Below are 17,226 nucleotides of genomic sequence, written 5' to 3'. Positions count from 1 at the left end.
TTAAACTACGGAACTGGCGGGCCCGAGTTTCAATACGCGAAACTAACGATAGAGAGAATGATGACGGCGCAGGACAACAAGCTCGGCGATACCGACGACAAAATCTTCGTCGGCAAGGGAGACGAGCAGGCCTGGCTGACGCTGGCGCTCGCCAATCGCCATGGCCTCGTCACCGGCGCGACCGGAACGGGCAAGACGGTCACGCTGCAGGTCATGGCGGAAGGATTTGCGCGGGCCGGTGTTCCGGTGTTCGCCGCCGACATCAAGGGCGACCTCTCCGGCATCTCCGAGGTCGGGGAGGCAAAGGACTTCATCGTCAAGCGTGCCAGCGAGATGGGGCTGACGTTCCAGCCCGACCAGTTCTCGACGGTGTTTTGGGACGTGTTCGGCGAGCAGGGCCATCCGGTGCGGGCCACCATCACCGAGATGGGGCCGCTGCTGCTGGCGCGCATGCTCGATCTCAACGACGTGCAGGAGGGCGTGCTCAACGTCGCCTTCCGCGTCGCCGACGACAACGGTCTCGCGCTGATCGACATGAAGGATCTGCGGGCGCTGCTGGATGCCATCGTGCCCGACAGCGGCAAGAAGGGACCGGATGCGGACGAGGATCCGCTCGCGCCGATCCGCAAGGCCGCCCAGGGTTTTGGCAACGTCACCAAGGCCACCGTCGGCACCATCCAGCGGCAGCTGCTGGTGCTGGAGAACCAGGGCGCGACAAAATTCTTCGGCGAGCCGGCGCTGACCTTGAAGGACTTCATGAAGACCGACCGCGACGGCCGCGGCATGGTCAACATCCTGGTCGCCGACAAGCTGATGCAGAGCCCGCGGCTTTACGCGACATTCCTGCTGTGGATGCTGTCAGAGCTGTTCGAGGAATTGCCCGAGGCCGGTGACCTTCCCAAGCCCAAGCTGGTGTTCTTCTTCGACGAGGCGCATCTGTTGTTCAACGACGCGCCGAAGGCGTTGATGGACAAGATCGAGCAGGTGGTCCGGCTGATCCGCTCCAAGGGCGTCGGCGTCTATTTCGTCACGCAAAACCCGATCGACGTGCCCGACCGCGTGCTCGGGCAGATGGGCAACCGCGTGCAGCATGCGTTGCGCGCCTTCACTCCGCGCGACCAGAAGGCGGTCGCAGCAGCCGCCCAGACCTTCCGGCCCAACCCGAAGCTCGACACCGCCAAGGTGATCATGGAGCTCGGCAAGGGCGAGGCGCTGGTGTTATTCCTCGAAGGCAACGGCACGCCGGCGATGGTCGAGCGGGTGCTGATCCGCCCGCCGTCGGCCCGCATCGGGCCGATCACGGCGGAGGAGCGCAAGGCGATCATGGATGCGAGCCCGGTGAAGGGCAAATACGACACCGCGATCGATTCCGAATCCGCCTATGAGATCCTCCAGAAGCGCATCGCCGGCACCGCGGCGCCGGCCGATGGCCAGGCGGGTGGAGGCGGTGGCGGCATCCTCGGCCAGATCGGCTCGATCGTCGGTACCATCTTCGGCACCAACACCGGCCGCAACCGGCTGACGACGGGACAGCGCATCGCGCGCGACGTCACGCGCACGGTCACCGACAAGGTGGTCGGCGGCGTCGTGGCCGATCTCGGCAAATCGGTCGGCGGCCAGTTGGGCGGCTCGGTCGGCCGCGCACTCGTCCGCGGCGCGCTCGGCGGGCTGCTGCGCAGGTAGGCAGAATGCCCGGTTGCGGGCCAGCGGTCCGCAACGCCGTTGCGGTTGCGCGAGAAGCGGCGTCTTTGCAAGGCACAAATTCGGGTGATGGGGACTCTCCAAGCGTCCGTCGGTCTGCTACGTGCTATTTGTTTCCGACTGGACATAATGTGACTCTCTCGAATCCATCAGACAAACCCGGCGCGCTCCGATCTCTTTCACTGCGCGCACCGCTCGACCTGCTCTTCCTGGTCTGCTGCTTGATTCTGACCGCGGACGTCCTCGGGCCGGAGATCTTCGGCCGCGGCAAGACCAAGGACTACGCGCTGTGGTACTGGGCCGGGCAGCAGGTGCTGCATGGCGGCCCGCTCTATCCGAGCGACATCCATGACCAGTTCGAGTTCATCTATCCGCCGCTGCCGGCGATCCTGCTGGCGATCCCGAGCTGGTTCGGCAAGATCCCGCTCTATGTCGTGCTGTCGATCCTCAATGTGGTGGCGTGGTTTTCAACGGGCGTTCTCTCCAATGCCATGACCGGCTCGGACCGCAAGCCGGGCCCGTGGCTCGAAGCGCTGCCGGCATTCGCCACCGTGACCTTCGTGTTCGACATGTTCGATCTCGGTCAGCCGAACCTCGTTCTGCTGGCGATGATGCTGTACGGCTTCTGGAGCCTCCAGCATCGACGATCCTGGTTGGCAGGCTTCATGTTCGCGCTCGCCACCGCCATCAAAGTGTTTCCGATCGCGGTGCTGCCTTATCTGGTTTGGCGGAGGCAGTGGGCGGCCGTCGTCAGCATGATCGCCTTCATCGGCGTGCTGCTGTACGTCGTGCCGGCGCCGATCCGTGGCTTCGAGCGCAATGCGGCCGAGCTCAACACCTGGTACCAGGGCATGGTCGGCTCCAGTTCGGAGAAGGGTTTTGGCCAGCGCGACGAGCAGAACTGGTCGTGGGTCAACCAGTCCATCATCGCGGTGACGCATCGGCTGGTCCGCCCGATCAACTACAATCTGGAGGACCCCAGCAAGCCGGTGCGCACGATGAATGTCATCGACGTCGACTACAAGACGGCGAACTGGATCGTGCTCGCGGTGTCGGTGTTGCTCGGGCTCGGCTTTGTCGCGGTCATGCCGCGGCAATCGCAGCGAACGGCGCGTTCGGATGCCGAGGAGCTCGGCATTCTGTTCTGCCTGATGACGGTCGCCTCGCCGTTGGCGCGACAATATTACTTCATGTGGCTGTTCCTGCCGTTCACGGTGCTGATGCATCGGGCCGCTTTCGACGTGCGGCCGAATGTGCGGCTGGGAACCTGGCTCGCGCTTCTGGCTACCGGCATCCTCATGCTGCTGTCGCTGCCGCTGTTCCCCAACACCATCCAGGCCTGGGGCAACAACCTCGTCGCCACGGCGGTCCTCGCCGTGACGCTCGCCTGGCACATCCGGCATCCGCCGGTTGCGGCTAGCTCCGAGGCCGCGGCAGGGTTAAAACCACAACCATCCTGAGGTTAGAAAAGTGGGACATCCGGCCATGGCCAATGCGCAGCTTCAATCCGTGCTCGACCACATCGACAAGGACTTCGATAACAGCCTCGAGCGGCTGTTCTCGCTGTTGCGGATCAAGTCGATTTCCGCGGATCCGGCCTATGCGGGGGATTGCAAGGCGGCAGCCGAGCATCTGGCCAAGGACATCGCGAGCCTCGGCGTCGCGGCCGAGGTGAGGCCGACTGCCGGCCATCCCGCCGTCGTCGGCAAGGCCAAAGCGGGCGGACGGCCGCATGTGATCTTCTATGGCCATTACGACGTGCAGCCGGTCGATCCGCTCGAGCTGTGGCACCGTCCGCCGTTCGAGCCCGCCGTCGTCGATCATGCCGACGGCCGCAAGATCATCGTCGCGCGCGGCGCCGAGGACGACAAGGGTCAGGTGATGACCTTCGTCGAAGCCTGCCGCGCCTGGAAGAAGGTCACGGGCTCGCTGCCGATCGACATCACCTTCCTGATCGAAGGCGAGGAGGAGGTCGGCTCCAAGAACTTCGTGCCGTTCGTCGAAGCCAACAAGGACGAGTTCAAAGCCGATTACGTGCTGGTCTGCGACACCGGCATGTGGGATCCGGAGACGCCGGCGATCACGACGGCGCTGCGTGGCCTGCTCTATGAAGAGGTGAAGATCACCGCCGCCAGCCGCGATCTGCATTCCGGCGTGTACGGCGGCACGGCGATGAACCCGATCCGGGTGCTGACCAAAATCCTCGGCGGACTGTTCGACGACGACAACCACATCACCATTCCGGGCTTCTATGACGGCGTGAAGGACACGCCGCCGGAGATCCTGGAGCAGTGGAAGAAGCTCAACTTCACGCCGGACTCGTTTCTCAAGCCGGTCGGTCTGTCGATCCCAGCCGGCGAGAAGGGCCGGTTGATGGTGGAACAGGCCTCCACGCGTCCGACCTGCGACGTCAACGGCATCTGGGGCGGCTATATCGGCGAGGGCTCCAAGACGGTGATCCCGTCGCATGCCTCGGCAAAAGTCTCGTTCCGGCTGGTCCAGGGCCAGGACCCCCAGAAGATCCGCAAGGCCTTCCGCGACTACGTGACCGCTCGGATTCCCGGCGACTGCAAGGTCGAGTTCGGCGACCATTCCGCCGCACCCGCCGTGGCGCTCGACTGGAACATGAAGCCGCTTGCGGCGGCCAGGAAGGCGCTGACCGAGGAATGGGGCAAGGAAACCGTGCTGATGGGCTCCGGCGCCTCGATCCCGATCGTCGCCGATTTCAAGCGCGCGCTCGGGCTGGATTCGCTGCTCGTCGGCTTTGGCCTGGACGACGACAACATCCATTCGCCGAACGAGAAGTACGATCTGCGCAGCTTCCAGAAGGGCATCCGCTCCTGGGCGCGGATCCTCGCGGCTCTGGCCGAGGTGAAGTAGGCACAGTGCCATAGGGTGGGCAAAGGCGCGAAGCGCCGTGCCCACCACCTCTCAGTGATGACCAAAGAAGAAGACGTGGGCACGCTTCGCTTTGCCCACCCTACGGCTCTGTTTCCGTAACGAGACCATGCAAATAAAAACGCCGCCCGGAATTGGGCGGCGTTTCATTCCAAAACGTGTAGAGGGTGTTGGCGGTTACCCTACACGAAATCCGCAGAATCTCAAGACCGGTAGCCCGGCAGCTCACGGTCGAGCTTGCGCAGCAGCGGCGGCCACACCAGGTTCGTCGCGCGCAGCTCGGCGCGGTCGCGGTTGGCGAGCAGCTCGGTGTTCTTCTCGATCGCGATCTCCTCGACCGGATAGACCGGCGTGCCCAGCGCGCGCGTGCGCACCTGCATCGAGCAGGCGCGCTCGAGGTGATACATGCGCTCGAAGGCGGAAGCGACCGAGCGGCCGACGGTCAGGGTGCCGTGGTTGCGCAGGAGCATGTGGTTGTGGTCGCCGAGGTCCTTCTGCAGCCGCGGCCGCTCGTCGTGATCGAGCGCGATGCCTTCATAGTCGTGATAGGCGAGGTCATGGGTGACGAGCTGCGCGGTCTGGTTCAGCGGCAGCAGGCCTTCGGCGCTGCTCGACACCGCGGTGCCGTCCAGCGTGTGGAGATGCAGCACGCAGATCGCGTCCTCGCGCACCTCGTGGATCGCCGAATGGATGGTGAAGCCGGCCGGGTTGATGCTGTATTCGCTCTCGCTGAGCTGGTTGCCGTGCAGATCGACCTTGACCAGGCTCGAGGCCGTGATCTCGTCGAACATCAGCCCGTAGGGATTGATCAGGAAGTGGTGGTCGGGGCCGGGCACGCGCGCGGAGATGTGGGTGTCGACCAGATCGTCCCAGCCGTACAGCGAGACGAGACGATAGCAGGCGGCGAGATTGACCCGTTGCTGCCACTCGGCCTCCGTCATGTTCGACGGTACTTCCTTCAGGCGCGCTTCCGCTGGTGACATGGCAAATCTCTCCGAACCTCGTTGTTGCGGGGAGAGAGCCTAGTCGCGGGTGAGGCCCGCAGCAAGGCGGTCAAATCGCGGCAGCCAAGCGTAGCCCGCATGCTTGTCCGCCGTAGATCGAAGAGCGAAGGCGGAGAGCAAGGCTTGGAGAAGAATATTACGGCGCCGGGATCGACAGCAGGCTGGAAATGCTGCGGCCGCGGATGTCGTAGACGCGGGCGAACACCACGTCGTCGCGCTTGATCTCGACCAGCACCGGGGCGGTCAGGCCCTTGCAGTAGAATTCGCCGAGCGTCATGGCGAAATCAGCCGCGTTGGAGTCCCAGCCGATGGTGAAGTCGGGGCCGAGCGCGACCTGCGCCGGGCGCTGCGGACCGCACACCGCGACCTTCCATTTGCGATTGCGCGGCGGCACTTCCTGGCGCTCGATCAGCTGCTCGCGCAGCTCGTCGGAGGCCTGCTTCAGCGCGAGGCCCCAATAGTCCAGCATGAAGCGGTCGTCGGCGGCGCGCACCGTGCCGGCGATGTGGTTGAAGTGGGTGTATTGATAGGGATGCAGCCGGATCATCTCGGCGAGCGGCAGCGCGAGGCCGAAGCAGAACACGGCGAGCACGGCCGGCTGCCAGGCGCGGTGGTTGGCGCGCAGGCGCTCCATGGTCCAGGCGAAGGCGACGCCTCCGAGCACCGCCATCGGCGGGATCACGAACACGAAATGGCGGATGCCGTTGTAGAGCGCCGGACGCTTCACCATCGCGATCGCGAGCGGCAGGGTGGCCGCCAGGGTCAGCATCAGCATGATGGTCTTGCGGCGCGCCGGAACCTCGCGACGTGTCAGCATCGCGAAGGTGCTGAACACGGCGCCGGCCATGAACACCAGCATCACTTCGGGCAGCTGCAGCGCGAACAGCGTCGGCAGGTACGACCAGGGCATGTCGGGAACCGACACGATCGCGCCGTCGAACATCTCCTTCCAGGGCTTCTCGAAGAAATGCGAGAAATAGGTCAGCGCCTCGAAGGGATTGGCGGGCTCCATGATCGACCACGGCCAGATCAGGCCCATCACGAGATAGCCGAACGCCAGCCCAGGCAGCAGCACGTAGACGACATGGGCGAAACGCCTGATAGCCTCGCGCGCGCCCTCGGTGCGCAGCTCTTCCAGCAACAGCGGCATGAAGCCGGCCATCGCGTAGACCAGTGCGAGGCCGCCGAGGATGCGGCAGCCGATCGACAGGCCGGCACCCAGGCCGACGATCAGGATCGTGCGTGGCGAAGGGTTTGGATATTCCTCGGCGAGCCGAACCAGGCCGAGCATCAGGATGATCATGGCCACCGCGAAGGGCGCATCCTTCGGGTTCATGAACATGTGGCCGTAGAAGATCGGGCAGAGCGCCAGCAGCAAGAGTGCGGCAAGGCCCGCTAGCGGTCCGGCGACGCGGCGGCCGAGCCGCCAGGTGACCGCAAGACCGATCACGCCGACGATCGCGCCGACCAGGCGTCGCGTCTCGAACAGCTCGAGCGGGAGAATCTTGTGCAGCAGGGCCGCGACCATGTCGAAGCCGCCGCCATACATATAGAGGTTGGCGAAGGAGAGTGCGGACGTGTCCCGGAAGCCGGAACCGTACATGCGCAGCAGCAGGTCGGCATACTCGGCATGGGTGTAATCGTCCCAGCCGAGCCCGTAGTCGCGGAAGGTCAGGCCTGCGATGACGGCGACGGCAGCCAGCACCAGCATGGCGAGATCGTCGCAAGTCCGTTCAACCGAGCGCCCGAGGGGCGTGTCGATCGCCGAAGTCGTGATGGATGTCATGGCTATTGGTGACCCGGAATCCCCTCTTGGCCCTGCTGGTGCGCGCGGGCCTGCTCCCCGGAATCCCTATAGCGCAGTTCCATTACCAAGTAATTGGGCATTATGGCTAAATTCCTGATGCGACGCAGCAATTTCCAGAAACTCGGAGCACATCACAGCTAGCGGACCGTTGCTGAAGGGAATGTGAATAAGTCCCTGATATCCTTCCCTTTAGGAACGGTGCGGGCAATTGGTCGTTGGCGAGGAACGCAGTATGACGGTATCGTGGCGTAACGGGTGTCGTGCGTGGGTGCACGGCCGGGGGTGTGTTCGATGAGCTTGGCTTTGTTGATTGCAGGGATTTTCGCCGTGGTGGCGGGCCTCCTTGCGATCGCTTTTGGCTATTCGATCAGGGATTTCAGCCTCGGCAGCACGCTCATAACGAGCGGCGTGATCGGCGTCTGCTCCGGAATGTTACTGGTCGGCCTCTACATCGTGCTGCTGGAGCTGCAAGGCATTGCCCGCCGGCTGGCCGGAACGGCTGCGGCGTCGGAGGTTCGCGTGAGGCCGGTGCTGCCGCCGGGCCTCGCTGCGCCCACTGCACCGGTTGCGTCTGCGCTGGAACTGCCGCCGGCGCGCGTCGAACCGCAGCCATCGCCCGCTGCGCCGCCTTGGCAGGCCGAAGCGCCAGTGCGCGAGCGACCGCGGGTCGAGGCACCGGCCGAGCCGGAAGCGCCGCCACCGCCCCCGCCCGCCGCTCCGGAGGCACCACGTCGCCGCAACCTGATGTTCGCCTCGAGCTCGCGCAAGGAGCGTGAGCGTGCCGAGGCCAAGGCCGCGGACGGTCTGCCGCCGCAACCACATGCCGAGCCCGCGGAGCCGGCCGCATCAGAAGCTCCGCCCGCGAGCTTCGACGATGCCTGGCCGAAGGCTGACCGTGCACGGCCGCCGGAGCCACCCGCGGCGCGTCGCCCGCCGCCGCCGCGGCCGGCGTCGACCTTCGAGCCCGCTGCACCTCAGCCTGCTGCGCCTCAGCCCGCCGCACCTCCGCCTGCACCCGAGCCGCCGCCGGTCGAACAGTCGCCGGTGACGGTGCTCAAATCCGGCATCGTCGACGGCATGGCCTATTCGCTTTATTCCGACGGCTCGATCGAGGCGCAAATGCCGGAGGGCATGATGCGCTTTGCCTCGATCGACGAACTGCGCGCCCATCTCGACCAGCGCGGCGGCTGAAGCCCCGCTGGATCCAAGTAGAGTCTCGCAGTTTTTGTCGCGAGATCAGTAATCGGTTCATATTTTCCAGTCGTCCTATTTCGGCCAAACGTATTGTTGACAGAGAATACTTCACCGCCGCCAATGCAGTCGCGACGGAGTCATTGGAGAGAGGTCGAGCCCATGTCCGATGCCGGGGCCAAAAATTTCATCGAGCTGACGGCGAACATCGTTTCGGCCTATGTCAGCAACAACCCGACGCCGGCCGCCGAGATTCCGAACCTGATCAGCCAGGTGCACGGCGCGTTGACGCGGGTGTCGTCGGGCCGCGTCGAAGCGCCGCTCGAACCGGCAAAGCCCGCGGTCTCGCTGAAGAAGTCGATCGCGCCCGACTATCTGGTGTGCCTGGAAGACGGCAAGCGCTTCAAGTCGCTGAAGCGCCATCTGCGCACGCAGTACAGCATGACGCCCGAGCAATATCGCGAGAAATGGGGCCTGCCGGCCGACTATCCCATGGTCGCGCCCAACTACGCGGTGGCGCGTTCGCAACTGGCGAAGAAGATGGGCCTGGGACAGCAGCAGCGGAAGAAGGGGAAGTAGCGTAGCGCGCTCGTTCCCGTAGGGTGGGCAAAGGCGCAAAGCGCCGTGCCCACGAATTCTCATCAATCACACTCAGAACGTGGGCACGCTTCGCTTCGCCCACCCTACGGCAGCTCATCATGCGGAGCTACGACGCTTCCGCGAGCGCCTCTTTCGCGTCGGTCTTGATCCGCTCGACCATCGAACGCAGGCCGTTGGAGCGCTGCGGCGTCAGATGGTCGCGGAAGCCGAACTCGTTGAACACGGAAATCGCATCGGTATCGAGGATCTCCTGCGGCGTGCGGCCGGAATAGAGCGAGAGCACGATCGCGACCAGCCCGCGCACGATATGCGCGTCGCTGTCGCCGCGATACTTCAGGATCGGCGCGCCATTGCCGCGATCGACCAGCTTCTGGAGCCAGACCTGGCTGACGCAGCCATTGACCTTGTTCTCGGCCGAGTGCTCCGCCTCGGGCATCGGTTCCAGGGTGCGGCCGAGCTCGATGACGTACCGGTAACGGTCGTCCCAGTCGTCCAGAAGCTCGAAATTGTCCCTGATCTCGTCAATCGTCGTCATTGATGGCCCGTGGTTCCCGCGTTTTCCCTATATAGGCACGCGAGACGCCGAAATCGATAGGATTTGGGGCCTAATTCGCGGCTTCCGGACCGCGCCATTCCAGCGCGAGATCGTCCTGGGTCAGCGTGTCGCGCGGCGCTTCGGTCGCGGCTGCGTCGCCTTCACCGGCGACCGTGATCGAGCCGGTGTGGTCGGGCGCCTTCTTGTCGGTCTTTTCGTTCTTCTCGATCTGCTCTTTTTTGTCGTTGATGATCTGGTAGATCTTCTTCGCGCCGTCCTGGGCTCGCTGGCCGATGATGGTGGCGGCCTGTCCGCCGACCTCGCAGGCTGCCGGCTGGCGTTTGCAGAACTGGCTCATGTCGGAGACGGCCGCGGTCGCAGCCTGCACCGCGTCGGCAGCGCCGATCTGCGGCAGCTTGTCCGATTCGTGCGTCTTGTCCCGCGGCAGGAGCACCAGCACCAGCCCGAGCCAGAATGTGATGCGGAGCAGAAAGCGCATCTAATCGACCTGTATGTTAGATCCCGCCGCGGCGATCCCCGCGAGGTGTCGGACCTAGCAACTCTCGATAAATCGCAAGTGATTGCCTTCCGCTTAATTCGCGGAAAATTTACGCAAAAATCTTCCCGATTGGAGGTCTCGTAAATTTTCGATTGATGGCTGCGCCATTGCTGTTCCGGCCGCCCGCGCGTCCACCAATTCGAAACCATGAAAGGGACGGCGAAACCCTGTGTTCACCATCCGCGATGATGACATCGCCAAATCGCCTAAAAATCTCCGCGATGACGCGGTGTCGGGCCGCAGGCCGGATCGCCTTAGCACTCGTTTAAGGTCGCTCTGACACGTTGGCTCAACGACAAGGAGGCGTTCCGGCACGTCTTCAACGACGATTGAGCCGAAGCGCGAGACCCGTGACAGTTTTGAGTATCATCCGCGATTGTCTCGATGCGCTGCTGCATCCCTCCGCGCGTTACGATGCGCTGACGCGAGCGCGCCATCGGGCTTTCATGGCGCCGCGGCTTCTCGGAAGCCTGGCCGCCTTTGCCGCATTTCCTGTCTATCTGGTCCTGCGTGGCGCGCCGAGCGCGATCGAGGTCGCTGCCTTTGCCTGGCTGATCGCGCCGATCATGCTGTCCTGGTTCCTGTCGCGCACCGGCCGCTATGAAGGCGCCCATGTGCTGTCGTCGCTGGCGCTCGCCGGCCTGATCATGGCGATCGCCGCCACCACCGGCGGTATCGAATCATTTGCGGCGATCTGGCTGGTCGTGGTTCCCCTCGAAGCCGCGCTGTCGGCCTCGCGCCGCGTCGCAGCCTTTGCCTCGCTGCTCGCGTTGTCCTGCGCGGGCCTGTTGATCCTGGTCACCCAGCTCGGCTGGCTGCCGGCCGGTGACCTCAGCGCGCCCGAGCGCAGCGCTATGATGGCGTTCGGCGTCGCTTCCGCAACACTCTATGCCGCGGGCCTTGCCTTCGGCGCCGAGTCGCTCGCGCGTACCAGCGTCACGTTGCTGTCGCGCGAGGAGGAGCGCTATCGCCTGCTGGCGCGCAACATGAGCGACGTGATCTCGCGGCATCAGCGCAACGGCGCGGTGCAATTCATCTCGCCGGCCGCCGAAGCCATGCTCGGCATGCCGGTCGCGCAGCTGCTCGGCCATGGCCTGTTCGATCGCGTCCATGTCGCCGACCGCCCGGCCTATCTCACTGCGCTGTCCGATGCCGCGCGCGGCGACGTGCGCAGCGTCGAGTTCCGGCTGCGCCGGGAGCCCGATGGTTCCGAGCGCGGTCAGGTCGATTTCATCTGGGTCGAGATGCGCTGCCGGCCGCTCGATCAGCATCCGGGCCGCGATCTCGCGCGCGAGGCCGAAGTCGTCGGCGTCATGCGCGACGTGACCGATCGCAAGCTGTCCGAGCAGGCGCTCGATCAGGCGCGCAGCGCGGCGGAAGCCGCCGACGCCGCCAAGACGCGCTTCCTCGCCACCATGAGCCACGAGCTGCGCACGCCGCTCAACGCCATCATCGGCTTCTCCGAGATGATCGCGCAGGAGCAGACCCTGATGCTGGGCGCGCCCCAGCGCAAGGAATATGCCGAGCTGATCAACGCCTCCGGCCAGCACCTGCTGTCGGTCGTCAACGGCATCCTCGACATGTCGAAGATGGAGTCGGGCAATTTCGAGATTGCGTCGGAGCCGTTCGCGCCGCGCGCCTCGCTGATGCATTGCTGCAATCTGCTCGCGCTCAAGGCGCGCGAGAACGGCATCGATCTCATCACCGACGCGCCGCAGGATCTGCCCGTCATGACCGGCGATCCCAGAGCCTTCAAGCAGATCGTGCTCAACCTCGTCGCCAACGCCGTCAAGTTCACCGAGCGCGGCGGCCAGGTCACCGTGGCAGCCGCTGCATCCGCCTCGCAGCTCACGCTGCGCATCAGCGATACCGGCGTCGGGATTGCGCCTGAAGATCTCAAGCGCATCGGCGCGCCGTTCTTCCAATGCGGCAAGACCTATGAGCGCCGTCACGAGGGCACCGGCCTCGGCCTTTCCATCGTGAAGAGCCTCGTGGCGTTGCATCTCGGCGAATTGACGGTACAAAGCAAGCTCGGCGAGGGCACCGCAGTCACCGTCAAGCTGCCGCTGGTCTACACGCCGCCGCAAGCCAAGCCGGCGGAGAGCAAGATCGCGACGCTGACGCCGGCGCTGCGCCAAGAGACTCAAGACCGACAGATTCAAGACCGACCTCAGGACCAACCTGCTCTGGTGAAGAAAAGTGCCTAGAAAGCCTGCAAAGGACGAAGCCGCTCCGCGCCGCCGTGGTGCCAAGGCCGCGGTCGTGGATGTCGAGACCGAGCGCAACCTCGTGCTACGCGTGCTCTTGCACAGCCCTAAGGACACGCTGGCCGGCCTCGTTGCCGTCGCCGCGATCAGCGCCATCGTTGCCAATGCGCTGTTCCTCCAGACCGGCCGGCATCCGGCGCCGATGTTCGGCACTGTGATCAATCTTCCCGCGCCGTCGTCGGTGCCGCTCTCCAATCCCATGCCGCGTCCGCGTCCGGTCGGGGCCGATACGTCGCCGCTCGAGCCGAAAGCAACCGAGTTTCGCGTCGAGCCGAAGCCGGCCGAGAAGGCCCCGGAGAAGCTCGCCGAGACGACGGCCTCGACGCCGCCGCGCGCGGGCGATCCCATGACCAATCTGGTCATCAAGGCCACGACGCCCACGCCGGCACCGTCCGCGGTGGCCGTCGCACGTCCGCCGGCGCCGATCCCGACGCAGCAGAGCCCGGCGGCGCGTCGCCTCGCCGGCGTGCAGCGCGCGCTGTCCGAATACGGCTATGGGAATCTGAAGATCACGGGCACGATGAGCGGCGAGACCCAGTCGGCGATCCAGACCTTCGAGCGCCAGCACAAGATGCCCGTCACCGGCCAGGTGTCGGACCGCCTGCTGCGCGAGCTCGCCGCCGCGATCGGCCACCCCGTCGAATAATCGGCGTCGTGTCTTGAAGCCTGAAGGCTGGTGCTGCTTGCAGCGCTGGCCTATCGTGCACGCATGCGTTTGAAATCAAACATCTGGGTCTCAGCCTACTTGCGCCGGTGCCAGACCGAGGGCGTGTTCGGCGCCGTGCGCCGTCGCGGTGCGGAGGAGGCGGGGGCGGTGTTCGTGAAGGTGTCGCTGCTCGACGGCAACGCGATGCTGTACACGCCGGCGCCGCAGACCGTCTATGAAGAGGGACGGCCGGTCGATCGGCTCTTCGTACCGATTGCGCCGCAGCCGGTGCCTGAGCCTGCCGTGGAAGAGCGCCTGACCAAGGAGCTTCGCTTCGACCCGGATGCCTGGATCGTGGAAACCGAGGACCGCGCGGGACGGCATTTCCTCGAGCTGGCGAAGACGTAACTGCCGACCCACCGTCATAGCGAAGAGCTCGTGACAAAATTGCACAGCAATTTTGCACTGGAGGCGAGCGTTACCGCTCCGACGATCCGCCTGAGCCCGTCCGCACCGCTGGGCTCGACCCGGGCTGCACGCCCGGCCGCGACTGGCCGGCCGCGCCGCGGGCGCGCTGCCGCTCGCTGTCATGCAGCGACGGCTGATATTTGGCGCGCGTGACGGCGAGCGTCGAGCCGCGCCAGGCGGCGAGCATCACCAGCGCGGAGCGGTCGCTGAGGCGGTCGTAGAGCCGCGACAGCCGGTAGACTGAATCCACCGAATTGCCGATCTCCGGCTTGAAGAACAAGAGGATGCGCTGGAAGTTCGGGCTCGGCATGTCGAGTGCGCGGGCGGCCACTGCAAGCGCCTCGCCGCCGGCATCGTCGACGATCTGCGCCGCGACCCGCGAGGGCAGGATCAGGGTATCGCCGAGCTCGTAGGTGAAACTCTCGATATCGCCCGCGATCGCCGCCATCTCCAGGATCTGGATCGCGCGCCTGGTGTGCACGCTCGGAATCCGCGGCGCGGCCTTCAGCGGCGTCTGCGCCAGATTGTGCAGGATCAGCGCGCGCTGGCTCGCATCGGCGCCGAAGAACATGTCGTGGATCTCGGCCGCTTCCTTCGGCTGCATCGCCATGTTGGCGGCCATGCGCGCTTCCGCGTCGGTCGGTGTGCGGGCAGGCGAGGGGGCGATGGCGGCACGCGGGATCTCGCGTGCGAGCGGCACCCTGCGGCCTTCTTGCGCCGCGACCAGCCCGAGCTTCTGCAGCACCGGGACCGGCGTCTGCGGATAGATCGCAAGCTTCGCCTTGACGGAGGCGCGCGTCGCATCGTCGACCTGGTCGATCAGCCGCGTGGCGAGCTCGATGAACTGCCGCTGCTCGTCCTCGCTGTGGGTGGGCGCCTGGACATAGAGGTCGGTCAGCACCCGCAGCAGCGTCGGGCGAACGTCGACGCCCTCGCGGCGGGAGAGTGTCATCAGCCCGTCGAATCCGGGAAACAGCGACTTGGTCATGGAGGCGTACGCAACTTGGAAAAGACTGTTGCCTCAGCCTATCAGGGGTTCCTTTAAAGGCTCCTTAAGGAAAACGAAGTGTGAAGCAAACCCGCTCATTTCAACCGTTTCGTGTCGCCGCGGGACGCACGGGCCGGCCCGTGCGGTTACGGTCCGAAACCTTTGTTTACATCCCGTTAACCATAAACTGATCCTAATGACCCCCATGTTGCAGGGGCGCATTTTGTCGCGCGGCAATTGAGAGAGCTGACATGGGGACCATCATCGAATTTCCGGCCGGTCGCCGGGTGGGCTCGTCGGGGGATGTCACACCGCGCGCGGACATGGGGACGATTTTGATCCTTCCCGTCATCCGCATCGAGCGCGACGCGGACGAAACCAGCGGCGATCGCGGACCGGAAGCGGGCACAGCGCCGGGGCGCCGTCGTCGTCGCCGCTAGGTTCCGGCTTTTGCAATGCCGGAATTCATCCGCCAGATTCGCACGATCGTATCGGCCATCCTGTTCGCAGCGGTGGGCGCGACGCTTGCCGGCTGCAGCGGCGGCGATTTCGGACGGACCCGTGCCGACATGCGCAGCGACGACATGCATCGCTGGCTCGGCCTCGAGGCCACGGGTAGCCTCGGCCTGAAGGCTTCGCAATTCCAATTGACCGACGAGGAGCGCCAGCTTCGCGACCTCGCCTATCCCATGATCGAACCGCCGCTGTCCCGGCCGGCCTGGAAGAGCGTGTTCGGCGACTACAAGGCACTGCCGTCGCCGTGGCGCCAGAAGATCGTGTTCGACCGCACCATGTACGGGCGCACGCTGATCGACGAACCGCATCGCTCGCATTCTTCACGCTATGCGCAGCTGATCGAGGACGTGCGCAACGACATCACGCGTTTTGAACCGTTCTTTGCCTCGGCCATCCGCGTCATCGATCTCGACAAGAAGCGCGAGGCCAGCATGGCGCGCGTCTCGGCGCTGTCGCCGCAGGAAAAGGACGATGCCGTCGCACGCATGCAGGAGAACTCGCTGATCATCCAGTGGGTGCAGCTGTCGCTGGAGCAGCGCGTCTCGTCCTATCGCTTTGCGCTGGAGCGTCTGGTGATCCAGGCGCCCGACGCCATGGCCGCGGATGCCGATCGGCTGATCGGCGAACTCGCAGCGCAAACCGCCAATCCCCCGGTTCAGTCGCAGCCGGCCTATGGCCGCGCGGTGGTGTCGAAGGGCTGACGGCGCATCGCCACGCTCATATCCTGTGGGTCACCAGCTTGAGGGCGCCGGCAATGCCGGTCGCGACCAGCAGGATCGCGGCCATCCCGATCATGCCGGCGTTGAAGGAGCCTGTCGTATCCTTGAGCAAGCCGACCATGTAGGGACCGACGAAGCCGCCGAATGCACCGACGGAGTTGATGAATGCGATGCCGCCGGCCGCGGCCGCGCCCGTCAGGAAGCCCTGCGGGATGGTGTAGAACACCGTCCGCGCGGAGATCGTGCCGACCAGCGCCAGCGTCAGGCAGGCGAGCGCCGGAATGAGCGAGGTAAAGACGACGGACAGCGCAAGGCCGAGGGCACCGAGGATCAGCGCGGCCATGAGGTTGTAGATCTTCTGCCCTTTCCGATCGACCAGGCGCGCCCAGAGCAGCATGCCGATCGTCGCGAACAGGTAGGGAATGGCTGAGAGCCAGCCAATTTCCATGTTGCTGAGGCCGTGGCCTTTCAGGATCAGCGGCAGCCAGATGCCGATGCCGTAGGAGCCGATCGTGAAGGCGAAGGTGATCGCGGTGAGCATCAGCACCCGCGTGTCTTTCATCGCGGCCCACAGATCCTTCTTGGGCTTGTCGTGCTTGTCGCCGGCAAGCGCGGACAGGAGCGCGTGTCGCTCGGCTGGCGTTAGCCACCTGGCCTGCTCGGGCGTATCGGCAAGCAGAACCAGGCAGAGAACACCGAGCGCGCAGGCCGGAAGTCCCTCGACCAGAAACATCCATTGCCAGCCGGCAAAGCCCCAGAAACCATCCATGCCGAGCAGGGCCGCCGAGATCGGACTGCCGAGCAGCGAGGAGAGCGGCGTTGCCGCCATGAACAGGGCCAGCACGCTGGTGCGGTTCTTTTCTGGAAACCAGATCGAGATGTACCAGATCACACCTGGAAAGAAGCCGGCCTCGAACACGCCGAGGAGGAAGCGGATCACATAGAAGCTGTAGGGGCCTGTCGCAAACGCGGTCGCAGCAGCGGCGAGGCCCCAGGTGATCATGATGCGTGCCAGCCAGCGCCGCGCGCCGAACCGGTACATCATCATGTTGCTGGGGACTTCCAGCAGGCAGTAGCTGAAGAACAGGATGCCGGCGCCCCAGCCGAATTGCGTGGCGCTCAGCCCGATATCCTTGTTCATTTGCAGCGCAGCAAAACCGACGCTGGTGCGGTCGAGATAGTTGAAGAGATAGGCGAGGCCCAGCAGCGGGACCAGCCGCCAGGTGTTTTTGGAAATGGCGCTTGCGAGCAGTGCTGCATCCGGACTGCCGTCCGTGAACGATCCGTTGGCCGTGATCTCGGTCATGCGCCAAACCTCCCATGCATC

At 65.0% G+C, this 17,226-nt stretch carries 16 protein-coding genes; 10 read left to right on the top strand and 6 right to left on the bottom strand.

Annotation, left to right across the window (positions count from 1 at the left end; genetic code table 11):
- Positions 1-60: 60 nt before the first annotated feature.
- From QA645_RS29715 to QA645_RS29705, 3 genes are all read left to right on the top strand, one after another.
- Complete coding sequence (locus tag QA645_RS29715; RefSeq protein ID WP_283053412.1) at positions 61-1,683, top strand: helicase HerA-like domain-containing protein; 1,623 nt, start codon at positions 61-63, stop codon at positions 1,681-1,683.
- A gap of 149 nt (positions 1,684-1,832) precedes the next feature.
- Positions 1,833-3,161, top strand: a complete 1,329-nt coding sequence (locus QA645_RS29710; protein ID WP_283044933.1) for a glycosyltransferase family 87 protein — start codon at positions 1,833-1,835, stop codon at positions 3,159-3,161.
- 25 nt (positions 3,162-3,186) lie between these two features.
- Positions 3,187-4,581 carry a M20/M25/M40 family metallo-hydrolase gene (locus QA645_RS29705; RefSeq protein ID WP_283044932.1) on the top strand — a complete coding sequence of 465 codons (1,395 nt, stop codon included), beginning with the start codon at positions 3,187-3,189 and terminating at the stop codon, positions 4,579-4,581.
- Between the two features lie 221 nt (positions 4,582-4,802).
- On the opposite strand, the gene QA645_RS29700 is transcribed toward QA645_RS29705, so the two are convergent.
- Together QA645_RS29700 and QA645_RS29695 are read right to left on the bottom strand one after the other, a co-directional pair.
- A complete protein-coding gene (locus tag QA645_RS29700; protein ID WP_028153549.1) occupies positions 4,803-5,582 on the bottom strand; it encodes a class II aldolase/adducin family protein in 780 nt (259 codons plus the stop codon).
- A 157-nt stretch (positions 5,583-5,739) separates the two neighbouring features.
- Positions 5,740-7,389, bottom strand: a complete 1,650-nt coding sequence (locus tag QA645_RS29695) for a glycosyltransferase family 39 protein (protein ID WP_283044931.1) — start codon at positions 7,387-7,389, stop codon at positions 5,740-5,742.
- Between the two features lie 312 nt (positions 7,390-7,701).
- Here QA645_RS29695 and QA645_RS29690 point away from each other — a divergent pair, with 312 nt between their 5' ends.
- Positions 7,702-8,601: a DUF308 domain-containing protein gene (locus QA645_RS29690; protein WP_283044930.1), complete on the top strand. Its 900-nt coding sequence runs from the start codon at positions 7,702-7,704 to the stop codon at positions 8,599-8,601.
- 162 nt (positions 8,602-8,763) lie between these two features.
- Positions 8,764-9,180, top strand: coding sequence for a MucR family transcriptional regulator (locus tag QA645_RS29685; protein ID WP_254130158.1), 417 nt, complete (start codon positions 8,764-8,766; stop codon positions 9,178-9,180).
- A 127-nt stretch (positions 9,181-9,307) separates the two neighbouring features.
- Here QA645_RS29685 and QA645_RS29680 read toward each other — a convergent pair whose 3' ends face one another.
- Together QA645_RS29680 and QA645_RS29675 are read right to left on the bottom strand one after the other, a co-directional pair.
- Entirely contained in the window at positions 9,308-9,736 is a 429-nt protein-coding gene (locus QA645_RS29680; RefSeq protein WP_254130159.1) for a SufE family protein, read from the bottom strand.
- A 70-nt stretch (positions 9,737-9,806) separates the two neighbouring features.
- Complete coding sequence (locus QA645_RS29675) at positions 9,807-10,235, bottom strand: DUF5330 domain-containing protein (RefSeq protein ID WP_254130160.1); 429 nt, start codon at positions 10,233-10,235, stop codon at positions 9,807-9,809.
- A 410-nt stretch (positions 10,236-10,645) separates the two neighbouring features.
- On the opposite strand from QA645_RS29675, the gene QA645_RS29670 reads away from it, so the two are divergent.
- The 3 genes from QA645_RS29670 (at position 10,646) to QA645_RS29660 (ending at position 13,616) form a co-directional block, all read left to right on the top strand.
- Positions 10,646-12,502 carry a PAS domain-containing sensor histidine kinase gene (locus tag QA645_RS29670; protein WP_283044929.1) on the top strand — a complete coding sequence of 619 codons (1,857 nt, stop codon included), beginning with the start codon at positions 10,646-10,648 and terminating at the stop codon, positions 12,500-12,502.
- The gene (locus QA645_RS29665; RefSeq protein ID WP_283044928.1) at positions 12,495-13,208 is read left to right on the top strand and encodes a peptidoglycan-binding protein; all 714 of its coding nucleotides are present in this window, start codon (positions 12,495-12,497) and stop codon (positions 13,206-13,208) included. The genes QA645_RS29670 and QA645_RS29665 overlap by 8 nt, the downstream gene beginning before the upstream one ends.
- Positions 13,209-13,271: 63 nt before the next feature.
- On the top strand, positions 13,272-13,616 hold the full coding sequence (locus QA645_RS29660; RefSeq protein ID WP_283053409.1) for a DUF1491 family protein: 345 nt from the start codon (positions 13,272-13,274) through the stop codon (positions 13,614-13,616).
- Positions 13,617-13,686: 70 nt separating this feature from the next.
- Here the strand turns inward: QA645_RS29660 and QA645_RS29655 are convergent, their stop codons facing one another.
- On the bottom strand, positions 13,687-14,664 hold the full coding sequence (locus QA645_RS29655) for a DUF2336 domain-containing protein (RefSeq protein WP_283044927.1): 978 nt from the start codon (positions 14,662-14,664) through the stop codon (positions 13,687-13,689).
- A gap of 251 nt (positions 14,665-14,915) precedes the next feature.
- Here QA645_RS29655 and QA645_RS29650 point away from each other — a divergent pair, with 251 nt between their 5' ends.
- A complete protein-coding gene (locus QA645_RS29650; RefSeq protein ID WP_254130164.1) occupies positions 14,916-15,104 on the top strand; it encodes a hypothetical protein in 189 nt (62 codons plus the stop codon).
- Positions 15,105-15,119: 15 nt separating this feature from the next.
- Complete coding sequence (locus tag QA645_RS29645) at positions 15,120-15,881, top strand: hypothetical protein (protein WP_254130165.1); 762 nt, start codon at positions 15,120-15,122, stop codon at positions 15,879-15,881.
- Positions 15,882-15,897: 16 nt separating this feature from the next.
- Here the strand turns inward: QA645_RS29645 and QA645_RS29640 are convergent, their stop codons facing one another.
- Positions 15,898-17,205, bottom strand: a complete 1,308-nt coding sequence (locus QA645_RS29640) for an MFS transporter (protein WP_283044926.1) — start codon at positions 17,203-17,205, stop codon at positions 15,898-15,900.
- Between the last annotated feature and the right edge of the window lie 21 nt (positions 17,206-17,226).

Origin of the sequence: Bradyrhizobium sp. CIAT3101 (assembly GCF_029714945.1) — a bacterium.
Classification (GTDB): Bacteria; Pseudomonadota; Alphaproteobacteria; order Rhizobiales; family Xanthobacteraceae; genus Bradyrhizobium.
The sequence above is the reverse complement of the archived record's forward strand: the minus strand, read 5'-3'. Positions and strand labels throughout refer to the sequence as shown.

Coding starts and splice junctions, on each gene's coding strand:
- QA645_RS29715 (WP_283053412.1), top strand. CDS start 61: ATGACGGCGCAGGACAACAAGCTCGGCGATACCGACGACAAAATCTTC.
- QA645_RS29700 (WP_028153549.1), bottom strand. CDS start 5,582: ATGTCACCAGCGGAAGCGCGCCTGAAGGAAGTACCGTCGAACATGACG.
- QA645_RS29660 (WP_283053409.1), top strand. CDS start 13,272: ATGCGTTTGAAATCAAACATCTGGGTCTCAGCCTACTTGCGCCGGTGC.
- QA645_RS29645 (WP_254130165.1), top strand. CDS start 15,120: ATGCCGGAATTCATCCGCCAGATTCGCACGATCGTATCGGCCATCCTG.
- QA645_RS29690 (WP_283044930.1), top strand. CDS start 7,702: ATGAGCTTGGCTTTGTTGATTGCAGGGATTTTCGCCGTGGTGGCGGGC.
- QA645_RS29655 (WP_283044927.1), bottom strand. CDS start 14,664: ATGACCAAGTCGCTGTTTCCCGGATTCGACGGGCTGATGACACTCTCC.
- QA645_RS29680 (WP_254130159.1), bottom strand. CDS start 9,736: ATGACGACGATTGACGAGATCAGGGACAATTTCGAGCTTCTGGACGAC.
- QA645_RS29695 (WP_283044931.1), bottom strand. CDS start 7,389: ATGACATCCATCACGACTTCGGCGATCGACACGCCCCTCGGGCGCTCG.
- QA645_RS29675 (WP_254130160.1), bottom strand. CDS start 10,235: ATGCGCTTTCTGCTCCGCATCACATTCTGGCTCGGGCTGGTGCTGGTG.
- QA645_RS29650 (WP_254130164.1), top strand. CDS start 14,916: ATGGGGACCATCATCGAATTTCCGGCCGGTCGCCGGGTGGGCTCGTCG.
- QA645_RS29705 (WP_283044932.1), top strand. CDS start 3,187: ATGGCCAATGCGCAGCTTCAATCCGTGCTCGACCACATCGACAAGGAC.
- QA645_RS29640 (WP_283044926.1), bottom strand. CDS start 17,205: ATGACCGAGATCACGGCCAACGGATCGTTCACGGACGGCAGTCCGGAT.
- QA645_RS29685 (WP_254130158.1), top strand. CDS start 8,764: ATGTCCGATGCCGGGGCCAAAAATTTCATCGAGCTGACGGCGAACATC.